Here is a 16,334-nt window from a genome sequence, read left to right as displayed (position 1 = left end):
GAATACCGAACTATTGCCCGAAAAGCAACCGCAAAAATGACAAATATTTATTCTTTTCAATTGTTTTTCAATAAATTTCTTCATTTTTTTTCAAACTTTTGTTAGACTGGTAGAGCTGAACGAGAATAGGTAAAAAAGGAGCGCCAAAATGACGCAGGATTATGAAGGAATTATTTTTGATATGGATGGGGTATTGGTCGACAGTGAAGAGTTTTATTATCAACGCAGAAAAGCCTTCCTCAATGAATATGGTCTATCTATTGAAGAAATCCCAATTCCATTATTTGTCGGAGCAGATATGCGTAGTTTATGGAAGACGATTTTTGAAGTTAATGATACAATATACGATGAGGCTTTTTTGAGCGAGAAGTATCTTCAATATAAAAGTGAACATCCGATTGACTATAGTAACTCGATTGATCCAGATGCAAAACGGGTTTTACAATTTCTTAAAAGAAAAGGATATAAAATCGGTTTAGCTTCATCATCAATGATGGATGCGATTCAAGAAGTATTGAAAGTCGGTCAATTAACGAGTTATTTTGATGTGATCATAAGTGGCTCGCAATTTAAGAAAAGCAAACCAGCTCCAGAAATTTATGAGCATACAGCACAAGAATTAGGCCTTGATCCTAAAAAATGTCTAGCTATTGAAGATTCTGAAAAAGGGATTCGCTCTGCTCATGACGCAGGCATGACTGTTTGGGCTGTGAAAGACACTCACTTTGGTATGAATCAGGAATTAGCGGATAGACAATTGGATACATTAAGTGATATGTGTAAAAAGTTGCAAAAGGCAGAGAAAATCGGTTAAACTAACAAATGAATGCCAAAAATTTGTTACAATATTACAAAGTCAAAACATTTCTTAAAAAAATACAATTAGTTAGTGCTTGATTGAGTGGTTTGTGATATAATTTTCTGTAGGTGTTTTTAAGCAAATTTAAGTAGATAAGAGAATAGTGTGACTGCAGATAATCGTGTTTTTGTTATTTATCAGCCGTTGCATGATCATATATGGACTAATAAACGGAGGAACCATGAATGAAGAATAATCTGATCATTATCGTAGTTTTAGCTATAATAATCATCGCAGCAGTTTTGTATTTAGTTGGTTATTTTATGAGAAAGAAAAATCAAATGAAACTCGATGATCTGGAAAAGAGGAAAGAAGAGCTGTTCGACTTACCAGTGATTGAAGAGGTCGACGATGTCAAAAAGATGCACATGGTTGGTCAAAGTCAGAACACATTTAGAGAATGGAATCAACGTTGGACTGAGATTTCTACTCGTTCTTTTGCAGAGTTAGAAAGTCAGATATTTGAAGTTGAAAACTTAAATGAAACCTTCCGTTTTATGAAAGCGAAAAAAGCAGTAGCTGAAGCTGACGAGACAATGACTGAGATGGAATCAGAAGTTGAGATTATTCGTAATGGTCTAAAAGAACTGCGTGAAAGTGAAGAACGTAATTCACTTGAAGTGCAAAAAGCTTTAGATGTTTATGAAGAAATCAGTAAATTACTTCATGATGAAAAATCAGAATTTGGTTCAGCTTATCCTGAGCTACAAAAACAAATCAAAAATATCGAAATCGAATTTACCCAGTTTGTGACATTGAATACTTCTGGAGATCCGATCGAAGCGCGTGAGGTTTTAGAAAATGCTGAACGTCATACTTACGAACTAGATGATGTGATGAAACGCATTCCGCCATTATATGACGAATTGAACCGAACATTTCCAGATCAATTAAAAGAGATCGAGGAAGGATACAAACGTCTACGTGCCGACCACTATGTGTTCCCTGAAAAGAATTTTGAAGATGAATTAAGACGTGTCCAAAAACGTGTAAAAAATTCAACAGTTGATTTAGAAAAAACTGAAGTTGATGCAGTTGAAGTGGCAAATCGTGATACAGCGAATGCAATTGATGCGTTATATGAAATCATGGAACGTGAGATCAATGCTAAGAAATATGTATTCACAAACCAAAAAGTTGTGGGAGATTACATTGCTCACGCATTGAAAAACAATCGTCAATTAATGATCGAACTTGATCACACCTCTCAAAGTTATACATTGAACCATAACGAGTTAGGTCGTTCAAGAGGTTTCCAAACAGAAATCGAAGAACTGATTCGCCGTTACGAAGACTTTGAACCAAAAATGAAAGAACATACAATTCCTTATTCAGAAGTACAAGCATTCTTCAAAGATTGCTACAAGATTTTGGATGACATTGAAAATCAACAAGTTGAAATCGATGACTCATTAAAAGAACTACGCAAAGGTGAAAAAGCTGCACAAGAAAAAGTTGATCAATATGATTTCCGTTTACGCAACATCAAACGTTATGTTGAAAAACAACGTTTACCTGGATTACCAGCTGATTACTTAGAATTCTTCTTTGTCGCAACAGATCGTATTGAAGAGATGAGTAAAGCCTTAAACCGAATCCGAATCAACATGGAAGAAATCAACAAACTTTCTGATCTTTGTAATGAAGATTTAGAATTACTAGATAAGAAAACCAAAGATTTAGTTAACTCTGCTGCATTAACAGAGCAAATGATGCAATATGCAAACCGTTATCGCCATACACATGAAGCGATTCGCGTTGCGATGGAAAACAGTTTAGAACTATTTTCAAAAGAATACAGATATCAAGATGCTTTAGATGAAATTGGAACTGCCCTTGAACGAGTGGAGCCAGGAGCATTTAGAAGAATCGAAGATTTCTACTTTAATAATCTTGATGCAATGTAAGATCAAGTAAAGCAAAAAAGGCGGGACAATGGTCTCGTCTTTTTGCTTGTTTCTCTTTATTATTTAAGGAATTCTGATCGTTTGGTTGAACTACCAAAATAGAAAGTATATAATAGGAAAGAATTTTAAAAGAAGAAGGTTTTTTAGATGATCTATTTTGATAACAGTGCAACAACACCAATTTATCCTCAAGCATTAGATACATATATAAAAGTCAGCCAACGCATTATTGGCAATCCATCTAGTTTACATGATTTAGGTACTCAGGCTAATCGTTTGCTAGAACAAGCACGCAAGCAGATTGCTGATTTGATCCAAGTGAAATCAAATGAAATTTATTTTACTAGCGGAGGTACAGAAGGTGACAATTGGGTTTTGAAAGGAACGGCTTTAGAGAAAAAGTCTTTTGGACGTCATATTATTATTTCAAATATCGAACATCCTGCGGTTTCTGAAACTGCTAGTCAATTAGCCGAAAATGGTTTTGAGGTATCGGTTGCACCAGTTGATGAACGCGGCTTTGTGAAAGTGGACGAACTGGCTAAACTAATTCGTAAAGATACGATTCTTGTTTCAGTTATGGCAGTCAATAATGAAATTGGCTCGATCCAGCCGATCCAAGCTATCAGTGATTGTTTATCTGAATATCCAACGATTCATTTTCATGTTGATGCTGTTCAAGCAATCGGAAAAATCAGTCAAGAACAGTGGCTAATTCCCCGAGTAGATTTTGCCACGTTTTCTGCCCATAAATTCCATGGGCCAAGAGGAGTCGGTTTTATTTATTGGAAACATGGTCGTAAATTGGAACCACTATTAAATGGCGGCGGACAAGAAAACAACCAACGAAGCAGCACGGAAAATGTTGCCGGGATTGTTTCAATGGCAAAAGCTTTACGTTTGTATACAGATAAAAAAGCGGAAAAACCAAAACATACAGCATTGATTCGGCGTTATTTGATTGAAGCCTTACAAGCATATGAAAATGTTACAGTCTTTTCAAAAGAAACAGATGATTTTGCACCTCATATTTTATGTTTTGCTTTAAAAGGAATTCGCGGAGAAGTGCTTGTTCATGCATTAGAAGAAAAACAAATCTATACGTCAACCACAAGTGCTTGCTCTAGTCGGAAAAAACTAGCAAGTAGTACCTTGCATGCGATGAAAGTTCCAGATTCCTTGGCAACATCGGCTATTCGAGTTAGTTTAGACGAAAGTAATACGATCGCTGAAGCAGAACAGTTTATGATTATCTTTAATCAATTGTATAAAAAATTCTCAGTAATAAGGGGTTAAAACATGAATTATACAGAAATTATGGTTCGCTACGGCGAACTTTCAACTAAAGGAAAAAATAGAAAAGTATTTATCTCTCAACTAGCACAAAACGTCAAAAGAGTACTCGGAGATTTCCCAGCTGTCAAAATCCATGCTGATCGAGACCGGATGCATCTATTATTAAATGGTGAAGACAGCGCACAAATTTTGCCTAAATTAGAAAAAGTCTTCGGTATTCAAAACTTTTCTCCAAGTGTCCGTGTAGAAAAAACAGTGCCGGCCATTCGTGAAATGGTCCAAACAATCATCAAATCTGCCTATCAGCCAGGGCAAACATTTAAAATCACCTCTAAACGTTCAGATCATAGTTTTGAATTGGATACAAATGAATTAAACAGAGAACTTGGCGGTGCTGTATTTGAGGTGTTTCCAGAAATAGCTGTACAAATGAAAAAGCCAGATATCGAAATTCGTGTTGAAATCCGTAAAGAAGGCGCCTATCTTTCCTTTGAAACAATTCGTGGTGCTGGTGGCTTACCTGTTGGAACAGGCGGTCGAGGCATGTTGATGCTTTCTGGTGGAATCGATTCGCCGGTAGCTGGATATTTATCAATGAAACGTGGTGTCGAAGTCGAAGCCGTTCATTTTGCCAGCCCACCATACACAAGTGAGCAAGCATTGCAAAAAGCTAAGGACTTAGCTGCAAAAATTGCGCCTTACGCTGGTAGTATCCAGTTTATTGAAGTTCCATTCACTGAAATCCAAGAAGAAATCAAACGAGTCGTGCCAGAAGGTTATCTAATGACGGTGACTCGCCGGATGATGCTACGCTTAACAGATGCCATTCGTGAACAAAGAAAAGGATTAGTGATCATCAATGGAGAATCACTAGGACAAGTAGCCTCACAAACCTTACAAAGTATGGTAGCGATCAATGAAGTGACTTCTACGCCGATCATTCGTCCTGTTGTTTCAATGGATAAAGGTGAAATTATTGAAATTGCAGAAAAAATCGATACGTTTGAATTAGCGATCCAGCCATTTGAAGATTGTTGTACAATTTTTGCTCCACCTCAGCCAAAAACCAGACCAAAACTAGACAAAGCCCAAGCTTATGAAGCTCGTTTAGATATTGAAGGATTGATGACTCGATCAATGGCAGGGCTGAAAGTTAGTGAAATAACTGAAACAAGTGAACAGAACGAAGAATTTTCTGATTTCCTATAAAAGTTGAAAGAACAGACTTGATAACGCTATCGAATCTGTTCTTTTTTTTATTAGGTTTTTCTAATACCAGTTATATTTTTCACAAACAAGTTGCTCCTATTCTCGAAGCATGCTAAACTATATATGTGAAATAAGTAACAAGGAGGCTAGAAAATGAAAGAATTACATAAAGAAAAAAAAATGCCAAAAGCAACTGCAAGACGATTGCCACTGTATTTACGCTATTTAAAAATGTTAGGAGATTCTGGAGTGACACGGATCAAGTCTAAAGAATTTAGTGATGTGATCCAAGTGCCGCCAGCTACGATCCGTCGTGATTTTTCTCACTTAGGGGAGTTAGGACGTAGTGGTTATGGGTATGATGTACCTTATTTAATTGATGTTTTTAGCCATATTTTAAATACTCAGGAAGAAAAGCGAATTGCTTTGATCGGTTGTGGTAATTTAGGTAAAGCATTAGTCAAAAATAATTTTAGAAGAAATGAAAATTTGAACATTGTGTGTGCATTTGATATAGAAGATGAACTAGTCGGATTATCGATCGATGACATTATTATCCAACCAATGGAAAATTTAGCAGAAGAAATCAAAAAATCAGGTGTAACAGTAGCGATTTCCACAGTTCCAAGTCAATTTGCGCAAGAAGCGATCGACAAAATCGTTGATGCTGGAATTACTGCGATCTTAAACTTTGCTCCGGATCGTGTTACTGTACCACATGATGTAAATGTTCAATATATTGATTTGACGACTGAACTGCAGACATTGATTTATTTTGATGAAACATTTTCAAAAACTAAAATATAAAAGGCAAGAACTTTGTCTTCCATCCTTGCTTCCTCTATACTAAAAAGAGATAGAGAAATTGTTAAGCTTTTAAATTAGAGGAGGAAAAGAAGTATGAAAGTAACAAAAAAAGGCGAAGAAGTAGAAATAGTCGGTGTACAACCTGAAGTCAATGCAAAAGCACCAGAATTTTCACTAAAGAACTTAAATGACGAAGTAGTAAACTTATCTGATTTTGCAGGACAGCCAGTTTTGATCAGCGTGGTACCTGATATCGATACGAGAATTTGTTCATTACAAACAAAACGATTCAATCAAGAAGCTGCTAGAGTAGAAGGCGTAAAATTCATCACGATTTCTAACAATACAAAAGAAGAACAAGCAAATTGGTGTGCAGCTGAAGGCGTTGATATGGAACTTCTTCATGATACAGAAGGAACATTTGGCGAAGCTTATGGTTTATTTATTCCAGCAATGGGTCGTTTAGCTCGTGGCATTTTTATTATTGATAAAGAAGGCAAGATTGTTTATGAAGCAATTTCTACAGAAATTGCGGAAGAACCGGATTATGCTACTGCGCTAGAACAAGTAAAAGCAGTTCGCTAATTTTTTTCAAATTGACTTCTATTCAACTTCAATGTTAAAATGTAACAAAGACCGTGAACAAGAGGAGTACTACTGGCATCGTCATAGAGAGAAAATCATTTGGTGGAAGATTTTCACATAACCAGTAAGAAGGTAGCTTGGGAGTCAATGATTTGAATTCAGTAGAATGATTCGAGTAGTGATCGTTACCTCACGAATGAGCGGTGTTTGGATAGTCAGGCACAATTTAGGTGGTACCGCGTATAATGTTTATACGCCCTAAAATACGAAAGTATTTTAGGGCTTTTTGCATGTTCATCACTACCATAATTTGAATTAAAAACAGAAAGAAGGAACCTGTATGTCAGAAGAAAAAAATCTACCGACAAAATACCAGCCCACAGAAGTGGAACAAGGCCGTTATCAAAAATGGTTGGACCAAGATTTATTCAAACCAAACGGCAATAAAGAAGCAAAACCCTATTCAATCGTAATCCCACCACCAAATGTGACTGGTAAACTACATTTAGGTCATGCTTGGGATACAACATTACAAGATATGATCATCCGCCAAAAAAGAATGCAAGGTTTTGATACTTTATGGCTTCCAGGAATGGATCATGCGGGTATTGCAACACAAGCAAAGGTTGAAGAAAAATTAGCAGAACAAGATATTTCCCGTTACGATTTAGGACGTGAAAAATTTGTAGAGCAAGTGTGGGATTGGAAAGAGGAATATGCTTCTCATATCCGTGAACAATGGGCAAAAATGGGTCTCTCGTTAGATTATAGCCGTGAACGTTTCACTTTAGATGAAGGCTTGTCAGAAGCTGTCCGCAAAGTCTTTGTTTCTTTATATGAAAAAGACTTGATCTATCGTGGCGAATACATCATTAACTGGGACCCAAAAGCGAAAACGGCTTTATCTGATATCGAAGTTATCCACAAAGATATCGAAGGTGCGTTTTACCATATGAGTTATCCACTGACTGACGGCACAGGAGTTGTGGAAATCGCAACGACTCGTCCTGAAACTATGTTGGGAGATACAGCGATCGCGGTTCATCCTGATGACGAGCGTTACCAAGCGTTGATTGGCAAAACAGTTACATTGCCTTTAATGGACAAAAAAATCCCAATCATTGCGGATGAATATGTAGATATGGAATTTGGAACAGGTGTGGTAAAAATTACACCAGCTCATGATCCAAATGACTTTGAAGTGGGTAACCGTCATGATTTACCTCGTGTAAATGTCATGAATGAAGATGGCTCTATGAACGATTTAGCTGGTAAATACGCAGGGATGGATCGTTTCGCTGCACGTAAATTGATTGTTTCTGATCTAAAAGAAATGGGTCGCTTGATTAAAATTGAAACAATGAATCACAGTGTTGGACATTCAGAACGTACAGGTGTAGTTGTTGAACCTCGTTTATCCACACAATGGTTTGTTAAAATGGCACCACTTGCTGAAAAAGCCATCAAAAATCAAGACACAGAAGATGCAGTAGAATTTTATCCACCACGCTTTAACCAAACATTCTTACGTTGGATGGAAAATGTTCATGACTGGGTAATTTCACGTCAATTATGGTGGGGACATCAAATTCCTGCTTGGTATCATAAAGAAACGGGAGAAATGTACGTTGGTATGGAAGCACCAGCAGATGCAGAAAATTGGACCCAAGATTCAGATGTATTAGATACTTGGTTTAGTTCTGCTTTATGGCCGTTTTCAACAATGGGTTGGCCTGATGAGGAAGCAGCTGATTATCAACGTTATTTCCCAACAAGTACATTAGTGACAGGTTACGATATCATCTTCTTCTGGGTTAGCCGTATGATGTTCCAAAGCTTAGAGTTTACTGAAAAAGCGCCGTTTAAAAATGTTTTGATGCATGGTTTGATCAGAGCAGAAGATGGACGTAAAATGAGTAAATCACTAGGTAACGGAATCGATCCAATGGAAGTCATCGATAAATATGGGGCAGATGCGTTGCGTTGGTTTATGTCAAATGGTTCAACACCAGGTCAAGATATGCGTTTCAGCTATGAAAAAATGGATGCATCTTGGAACTTTATCAATAAAATCTGGAATGCTAGTCGTTTTGTGATCATGAATGTTGAAGGAATGTCTTATGAAGATATTGACTTTAGTGGTGAAAAAACTGTAGCAGACCGCTGGATTCTAACGCGTCTAAACGAAACAGTTGCACGTGTTACTGATTTATTTGACCGCTTTGAATTTGGTGAAGCAGGTCGCCAGTTATATAACTTTATCTGGGATGATTTCTGTGACTGGTATATCGAAATGAGTAAAGAAATTCTATATGGCGAAAATGAATCTGCAAAACAAACAACACGTAGTATTTTAGTGTATACATTAGACCAAATTTTACGTCTATTACACCCAATCATGCCGTTTGTGACAGAAGAAATCTGGGAAAATATTCCGCATGAAGGTGTATCCTTAGTTGTTGCAGATTATCCTGTAGTTCACGAAGAATTTTCAGATGAAACAGCCGCTCGTGGGATGGAAGTCTTAAAAGAAGTGATTCGTGCAGTGCGAAATATTCGTGCTGAAGTGAATACACCACTTTCTAAGCCAATCACATTATTGATCAAAACAAGTGATGAAGCTGTTGATAAATTTTTGATCGACAATACAAATTATATTGAGCGTTTCTGTAATCCAGATGAGTTAACAATTGCAAGTGATATTATTGCGCCTGAATTAGCGATGTCAGCTGTGTTAACAGGAGCAGAACTATACTTACCACTTGCTGGTTTGATCAACGTGGAAGAAGAAATTGCTCGTCTAGAGAAAGAATTAGATAAATGGACACAAGAAGTCAAACGTGTTCAAGGGAAATTAGCGAATGAACGTTTTGTTTCCAATGCACCAGATGATGTTGTAGAAGCTGAGAAAGCAAAAGAAAAAGACTATCTAGAGAAACAAGTAGTCGTGAAAGAACGAATTGCACAATTACGTACAGTGAATTAATGAACAAAAAAGACAGAAATGACATGCTTTATGCCATTTCTGTCTTTTTTAATTGTTCTAACTAATCAAAAACCGATTAAACAAGAACAACAACGCATATCCATAAGTTCCAACTGACCAAAATTTAAAAATAAACAAGACTTTCATATATTCCTTAAACGGTAGCTCAGCTAGCCCTGCAACTAAACAAGTCAAATCGTCTGGCGCAAAAGGAACCAACAACGTAACAATCATTAACTTCTTAATGCCCTTTTCAGGACGGTCTAACATTTTTTCAAATTTTAAATACCGTTTCTTAGAAAGAATCAACTGAGCAAATGGTTTTCCGTAATAACGTGCCAGCCAATAGACGATAACATCACCAATCATCAAACCGATATAACTATAAATCAACCCTGGGATACTGCCAAACATCAGCATACCCACAAGCGTTGAAATTCCACCTGGAAGAATCGGCACAATCACTTGGAGCATTTGCAAAAAGATAAAGATCAAAATCGCGTATTCTCCAAATTGATTTATAAAATCATGTAAAGACTGAACAGAATGAAAAATACCTTTATAATAACCGTAAATCACTAAACCAGTAAAACAAATAACTCCTATAATCGGCAGTACATAGATAATTCGTTTTAGAATTTTTTTCCCCATGGCTGCAGTTTCCTTTCACCGTTACTTCGATTTTCGTATCTTAAATCGTTTTAATAGTTGATAAAATAATACGCCTAAAAGAACAGAAATGCTAATCAAAAATCCCACAATGAAATTTCGTTGCTGATAATGCATCGTGATGTGATGCTTTCCAGAAGTTAATTCAATTCCTGTAAAATTCCCTAAAACAGATGTCGCTTTAACTTTTTTCCCATCAACTGTGATGCGCCAATTTTTATCGTAAGGCACTGCTAAGTATAGCAATGAATTCTCTGAATCTGTAACTGTGACTTCTCCTTTTAATGTGCCCGATACTGCTTGGTCAAGCTGGATCGCTTGAGTTTTTTGTTTGGTAATAAATGAATCGAATACCTCTTGCTGTAACGTTTTTAATTCAATTTTTTGTTCCCCAACTTCTTTTTCAGACTCAAATTCGATTTGTACAACTTCATCTTTTTTGAAATAACCAAGATTAAACAATTGATTTGTTACGATATAAACAGCTGGCTGAATCTTTTCCCCATTTACTTTAAAAGAAGTGACTTTCTTCCAGTCGATTTCTGGAGCATAAAGATAAAGTTCCCCATTTGCTGTTGTTTTTGTAGTAAGGGTATAGTTATTATCTGCTTGTGCAGTCCAAGCTACGTTTTGTGTATCTTGAAAATAAGTTTGCTTCCGTTCTTGTATTTGTTGCAAAATCATTTCCTGATTTTTTAACGGTTGATTTTTAGCTAATTTCAGCTCACCGAATTCTTGTGGCACTAAAAAGCCCATACCAATTGCTTCATTATTTTCATAAACATTTGTCGATGGATCATTTGACAGGTTTTCTTGGTGTAATTTCAGCTCTGGTGTCAGTTGATAATTCACATTTAAAAGTAAATTGATAACTTGAGATTCATCAACATAAGCGATTCTACGATCATTTTTTTGATATAAACCTAGCGCATGCAGCGTATCTTGTGTTTTAGCATCCAAGGTTGAGGTATAACTTGAAACACCAGCATAACCATATAAAATCGGATTATTATAGCCATTATTTTTCTCGCGATATCCTGCATCATCAGAGTCAATCGTCTGTTTGATCCGAAATAAATCCCCTTGTTTATTTTGCAAATCAGAAATGATCGTATCTTGAATTTGATACGTGTGTGCAAATTTTTCTTGATTACCAAAAGGGATGTCCTTAAAACTAATCCAAAAATTAAAGACTAATTCAGAGCAGACAATTAAGAATAGGACTGTATAAATTCCAATCTGTTGTAGGCCTCGTGTTTTTTGACTTAAAATAATGAGACTATATATTAGCCAAATACCAAATAGGCTGATAAGAAAATAATGATCGGATAACAAAAAAATTTTTTCTTTTGAAAATTTTAGCGCCACATAACCAATAATCAATAACGCAGAAAAGACACTTGGTACGACAATACTTAATGTAGCTCCTTGTTTTAATTTCAGAAACGCTTCATACGCAAACTTTATCATCAAAAAACTAAAGATAAATGTATTTCGATAAGGGAATCCCGCCGGACTTTGAAACATATGCCAAATCGTATTAACAAGTTCTAACCAGAAACTCAAGAAAATAAATCCAACTAGAAAGGCTACTCCAAGTTTTTCCTTTTTAGAAATCGTGGATAGTTGGAAATATGCAATAAAAAGTAAGACCATCAATAGTCCAGAAAAAATCGTTGGCAAATGCTCTAAGCGCCACTCAAAATTAACACTGCCAAGACCTAGTTGCGAAAGAAAATTAAAACCAAAATTGGGTGTAGGCAAAAATGTATGCCAATCAAAACTTGTCTTCTTTGTCGCTAACATCCCTTCGATAGCTGGAATCAAAATAAAACTTGTACTAATCCCTGTTAAAAAGGAAGTCACAAAGAACAAGCGGCCTTCTTTGATAAAGTGCCACACAGATTTTTTTTCTGACGTTTCCGTTTTTTGATAATACCAAAAAAAGCTATAACACACAGCGAAAATACAGAGCATATACCCCATATAATAATTTGTAACAATTGCTAAAAATAATGATACTGAATAAAGAACATACTTCTTATGATCCCATAACCGCTGAATCCCCAATACCAGTAAAGGCAGTAAAATCAATGCATCTAGCCACATAAAGTTCAAACAATAGACAGTCACAAACCCACATAGACTATATGAAGTCGAAAAAAGCAACGTTGCAAATGTAGATTGCTGATATGTTTTTTGAAGATAATAAAACATCGAACTACCCATAAAAGAAATTTTTAGAGTAATAATCAGTAAGATAGCAAGTGGTAGCTGTTCATAAGAAAACAGCAACGCTAAAATATTGAATGGACTTAACAAATAATACGCACTTAGAGGTAAAATCGTTCCGCCAAGTGCATCGGAAAATGAATAAAGTGAATAAGTTTCACCTTGGAAAAATTGCTTAAATGCACTTAAAAACGGCATGTATTGTGTACCTAGATCACTAACTAAGAGATTATTATTTCCAAAAGGTGCTAAACCTAAAATTGACCAAAGTATGATCAATAATAAAAACGGAAGAAGAAAACTACCGCCGATCAATAAACTTTTTTTTGATTTTGACATATTTTATACTGCTCCTCTATTCTAATGATTTGTAACTGTTTTAGGATAAAGGTCTAATCGATCCTGAAAAACCAAACGAGCTACCTGCCACAATTCTATTTTTGAAAACGAATTATTTACAAAATGAAACTTATTGAATTTCTTTCTAAGATTCTAGTCTATCATGGGATTAGGTCTTGATGCAAAAGAATTTATGTTCACGTTGAACATAGAACCTTGTTTATTTTATCATAATTGTTTCTATTTAAAAGCTTGAAGTCTGTTGTGTCTATTTTTTTATAGTAAATCAATGATTTATGCAATTAAAGTCTTTAATTAGTGAAAAGCATTCTTGCTTTCGATATAATAGAAGATGAGGAGTTGATAAAATGTCATTAACGATAGAAGAAGCAATAGATTGGGTCCATAGCAGACTGCCATTTGGTTCTAGACCAGGTCTTGATCGAGTGGAAGCATTATTAAAAAGAGTCGGTAATCCAGAAGAAAAAGTACCAACCATTCATATTGCTGGTACGAATGGAAAAGGTTCGACTGTAACTTATCTACGGTGTATGTTAGAAGAATTAGGGCTTACTGTGGGAACCTTTACTTCTCCATATATTGAGCATTTTAACGAACGGATTTCGATTAATGGACGTGGCATAACAGACGCTCACATTATCCAATATGTAGAAAAATACCAAGAATTAATTAAAGAAATGGATCAACAGCCGGAGAGTGCAGGAATCACTGAATTTGAAACATTGACTGTTATGGCACTTGATTACTTTTTAGATGAACAAGTAGATATCGCTATCATTGAAGTCGGACTTGGTGGCTTGTTAGATAGCACCAATGTAGTCAAACCACTTCTGACAGCAATTACAACGATCGGCAAAGATCACACAGAAATTTTAGGTGACACGCTTGAAAAAATTGCCTTTCAAAAAGCTGGGATCATTAAAGAAACAATTCCTGTTGTGACTGGTAATATTGAAGAAGAAGCATTTGTAGTGATCGATGAAGTTGCTAGGGAAAAACACAGTAAAGTATACCGTTATGATAAAGATTATAAAGTTGAATATCTGCATCCAGATAAAAACTGGGGTGAAGTGTTTCATTTTTATGGAGAATCTGGAAAACTACCTAATGTAAAAGTCCCGTTGTTAGGGCGTCACCAAGTAGAAAATGCGGCTGTGGCCATTCAACTATTTTATCTTTATTGTCAAATGCAGCAAATCAATTTTTCGGATCGAGATGTGTATCAAGGCTTAACTCAGGCGCAATGGCCAGCTCGAATGGAAAAAATCAGCGATGAACCGTTGATTGTGTTGGATGGTGCTCATAATGATCATGCGATGCGTCGTTTAGCTGAAAATCTGAAAAAAGAATTTCAAAATCGAGAAATCCACATCTTATTCTCAGCTTTAGCATCGAAAAATATCGAGCAAATGATTGCTATATTAAGAAAAGTACCCAATGTCCATTTGTATTTGACAACCTTCGATTATCCAAAAGCAATCGACTTAACAAAAATGGAACATTTTGAAGATGATAAAACGGAAATCGTTTCATTGTGGCAATTTGGGTTGGGTGAGATTTTAGAAAAAATGTCGGCAGATGATTTGATGTTAGTGACGGGATCCCTTTACTTTGTTTCACAAGTACGTGAATTATTGTTGAATCTAGGCTCAGACGATGAGGGGTAGGTTATTGAGAGAAAGAGAAAACCTAAATGAGGTAAAGAACACCTTATTTAGATTTTCCTGTTTTTCAGCCAGGGTCAACCAGCTCGTTCAGCTTTTGATCATATCTAGCTTCACGAGCTAGCTTTTCGGAAAAAAGATAAATTAATGAATGAGATAAAAAGCATCTCAGTCATAATTTCCTATTTTTCAGTCAAAGCTAAACGAGCTCGTTCAGCTTTTAAAATTAGGAGGACAAGATGAAAAAAATTGATGGCGTAATTTTTGATATGGATGGATTGTTATTTGATACAGAACTGATTTATTATCAGTCAACGCAAAAAATCGCAGATGCGATGAACTTTCCATACAGCAAAGAAGTTTATTTGCAGTTTTTAGGAGTATCAGATGAAGAAGTACAAGAAAATTATCATCGAATCTATCAGGATTTCGGTAAAGAAAAAGTGGATGAGTTTATCCAACGTTCGTATGACGATACCTATCAAGTCTTTGAATCAGGTGAAGTTCCATTAAAAGAAGGTGTTTTGGAGTTACTAGATTTTCTTGATCAACAAGAGATTCCAAGAATCGTCGCTTCAAGCAATGTCCGTCCAGCAATTGAATTATTACTAGATGGTGCTGGAATCAAGAATCGCTTTTCCGGAATTGTTTCGGCAGAAGATGTGACTCGAGCAAAACCAGATCCAGAAATTTTCCAAAAAGCACTAGCTAATCTTGGGACAAAAGCGGATAATACGTTGATTTTTGAAGATTCATTTCATGGTGTAACCGCGGCTGATGCAGCAGGGATTCCAGTAATCATGGTACCAGACTTATTAGCCCCAACAAGTGAAATCAAAGAAAAAACAGTAGAAATTTTGAACAGCCTGACACAAGCTCCAGCGTATTTAAAAAAATAAATTTAGCACTCCTTTGCGTATCTTTTATTAGAAGCGTATAAAGGAGTGATTTTTTGATTAAAGAAGAAAAATTATTTATTAGAGAAATGCCGGAAGATTGTTTACCTCGTGAACGATTGGAAGTTGTAGGTGAAAAAGCTTTATCAAATCAAGAGCTATTAGCAATTTTACTAAGAACTGGATCTAAGAATACAAATGTAATGGAAGTCGCTTCTAAATTTTTGAATTACTTCAATCATCTATATGAATTAAAAAATGCTACACTTACTGAAATGATGGAGATCAAAGGAATTGGCCGAATCAAAGCAATCGAACTTAGAGCAGCAATTGAGTTTGGCTATCGGATTCAGCAGAGTACTCAGATGAAGTTAGGCAAGGTTTCTTCTAGTTACCAGATTGCTCAAAATTTAATGTACGAATTACAGGATTTTCAACAGGAACATTTGGTTTGTTTATATTTGAACACGAAAAATGAAGTGATCAAACAAGAGACTGTTTTTAAAGGATCGCTGAACCAAAGTGTTGCACATCCAAGAGAAATCTTTCGCAGTGCGGTAAAGTATTCTGCTGCACGCTTGATTCTCGCTCATAATCATCCATCAGGCAATCCGACTCCATCGGAAAGTGATATTCATTTCACGCAAAGAATGCAAGAATGTGGGAAAATGATGGGGATCGAGGTACTAGATCATATTATCATTGGAGAACAAGTTTACATCAGCATGAGAGAAGAAAATTTTTTTGCGGCAGACTAACTAGATTTCTTGCAAAAATAAGGGTTCGCATGTACAATGTTAGTGTAATCTTGTTTGGGACAATATAGAAGTTTTAATTTTAAAACCCTCTATCGTATACGGGCAA

At 35.9% G+C, this 16,334-nt stretch carries 12 protein-coding genes and 1 other annotated feature; of the genes, 10 read left to right on the top strand and 2 right to left on the bottom strand.

Annotated elements, in window-relative coordinates; translation table 11 throughout:
- Positions 1-148: 148 nt before the first annotated feature.
- From JZO69_RS06420 to JZO69_RS06390, 7 genes are all read left to right on the top strand, one after another.
- Positions 149-814 carry an HAD family hydrolase gene (locus JZO69_RS06420; RefSeq protein WP_207112067.1) on the top strand — a complete coding sequence of 222 codons (666 nt, stop codon included), beginning with the start codon at positions 149-151 and terminating at the stop codon, positions 812-814.
- Between the two features lie 230 nt (positions 815-1,044).
- Positions 1,045-2,766, top strand: a complete 1,722-nt coding sequence (ezrA, locus tag JZO69_RS06415) for a septation ring formation regulator EzrA (RefSeq protein WP_207112066.1) — start codon at positions 1,045-1,047, stop codon at positions 2,764-2,766.
- 147 nt (positions 2,767-2,913) lie between these two features.
- A complete protein-coding gene (locus tag JZO69_RS06410; RefSeq protein WP_207112065.1) occupies positions 2,914-4,062 on the top strand; it encodes a cysteine desulfurase family protein in 1,149 nt (382 codons plus the stop codon).
- 3 nt (positions 4,063-4,065) lie between these two features.
- Positions 4,066-5,271 carry a tRNA uracil 4-sulfurtransferase ThiI gene (gene thiI, locus JZO69_RS06405; RefSeq protein ID WP_207112064.1) on the top strand — a complete coding sequence of 402 codons (1,206 nt, stop codon included), beginning with the start codon at positions 4,066-4,068 and terminating at the stop codon, positions 5,269-5,271.
- Positions 5,272-5,424: 153 nt separating this feature from the next.
- Positions 5,425-6,078 (top strand): redox-sensing transcriptional repressor Rex, encoded by a 654-nt coding sequence (locus JZO69_RS06400; RefSeq protein ID WP_207112063.1) that lies wholly within the window; start codon positions 5,425-5,427, stop codon positions 6,076-6,078.
- Positions 6,079-6,171: 93 nt separating this feature from the next.
- Positions 6,172-6,663 (top strand): thiol peroxidase, encoded by a 492-nt coding sequence (gene tpx, locus JZO69_RS06395; RefSeq protein ID WP_207112062.1) that lies wholly within the window; start codon positions 6,172-6,174, stop codon positions 6,661-6,663.
- A gap of 44 nt (positions 6,664-6,707) precedes the next feature.
- Positions 6,708-6,927, top strand: a binding site (T-box leader).
- A gap of 76 nt (positions 6,928-7,003) precedes the next feature.
- Complete coding sequence (locus JZO69_RS06390) at positions 7,004-9,649, top strand: valine--tRNA ligase (RefSeq protein WP_207112061.1); 2,646 nt, start codon at positions 7,004-7,006, stop codon at positions 9,647-9,649.
- 57 nt (positions 9,650-9,706) lie between these two features.
- On the opposite strand, the gene JZO69_RS06385 is transcribed toward JZO69_RS06390, so the two are convergent.
- Positions 9,707-10,300, bottom strand: a complete 594-nt coding sequence (locus JZO69_RS06385; RefSeq protein WP_207112060.1) for a TVP38/TMEM64 family protein — start codon at positions 10,298-10,300, stop codon at positions 9,707-9,709.
- A gap of 21 nt (positions 10,301-10,321) precedes the next feature.
- Positions 10,322-12,889, bottom strand: a complete 2,568-nt coding sequence (locus tag JZO69_RS06380; RefSeq protein ID WP_207112059.1) for a YfhO family protein — start codon at positions 12,887-12,889, stop codon at positions 10,322-10,324.
- Between the two features lie 368 nt (positions 12,890-13,257).
- Here JZO69_RS06380 and JZO69_RS06375 point away from each other — a divergent pair, with 368 nt between their 5' ends.
- The 3 genes from JZO69_RS06375 to radC all read left to right on the top strand — a co-directional run bounded on the left by JZO69_RS06375 (position 13,258) and on the right by radC (position 16,228).
- The gene (locus tag JZO69_RS06375) at positions 13,258-14,577 is read left to right on the top strand and encodes a bifunctional folylpolyglutamate synthase/dihydrofolate synthase (RefSeq protein ID WP_207112058.1); all 1,320 of its coding nucleotides are present in this window, start codon (positions 13,258-13,260) and stop codon (positions 14,575-14,577) included.
- 236 nt (positions 14,578-14,813) lie between these two features.
- The gene (locus JZO69_RS06370) at positions 14,814-15,473 is read left to right on the top strand and encodes an HAD family hydrolase (RefSeq protein WP_207112057.1); all 660 of its coding nucleotides are present in this window, start codon (positions 14,814-14,816) and stop codon (positions 15,471-15,473) included.
- Positions 15,474-15,559: 86 nt separating this feature from the next.
- Complete coding sequence (radC, locus tag JZO69_RS06365; protein WP_207112102.1) at positions 15,560-16,228, top strand: RadC family protein; 669 nt, start codon at positions 15,560-15,562, stop codon at positions 16,226-16,228.
- Positions 16,229-16,334 lie beyond the last annotated feature (106 nt).

It is taken from the genome of Candidatus Enterococcus ikei (genome assembly GCF_017316105.1).
Classification (GTDB): domain Bacteria; phylum Bacillota; class Bacilli; order Lactobacillales; family Enterococcaceae; genus Enterococcus_L; species Enterococcus_L ikei.
This window is presented reverse-complemented; position numbering and strand designations above follow the sequence as displayed.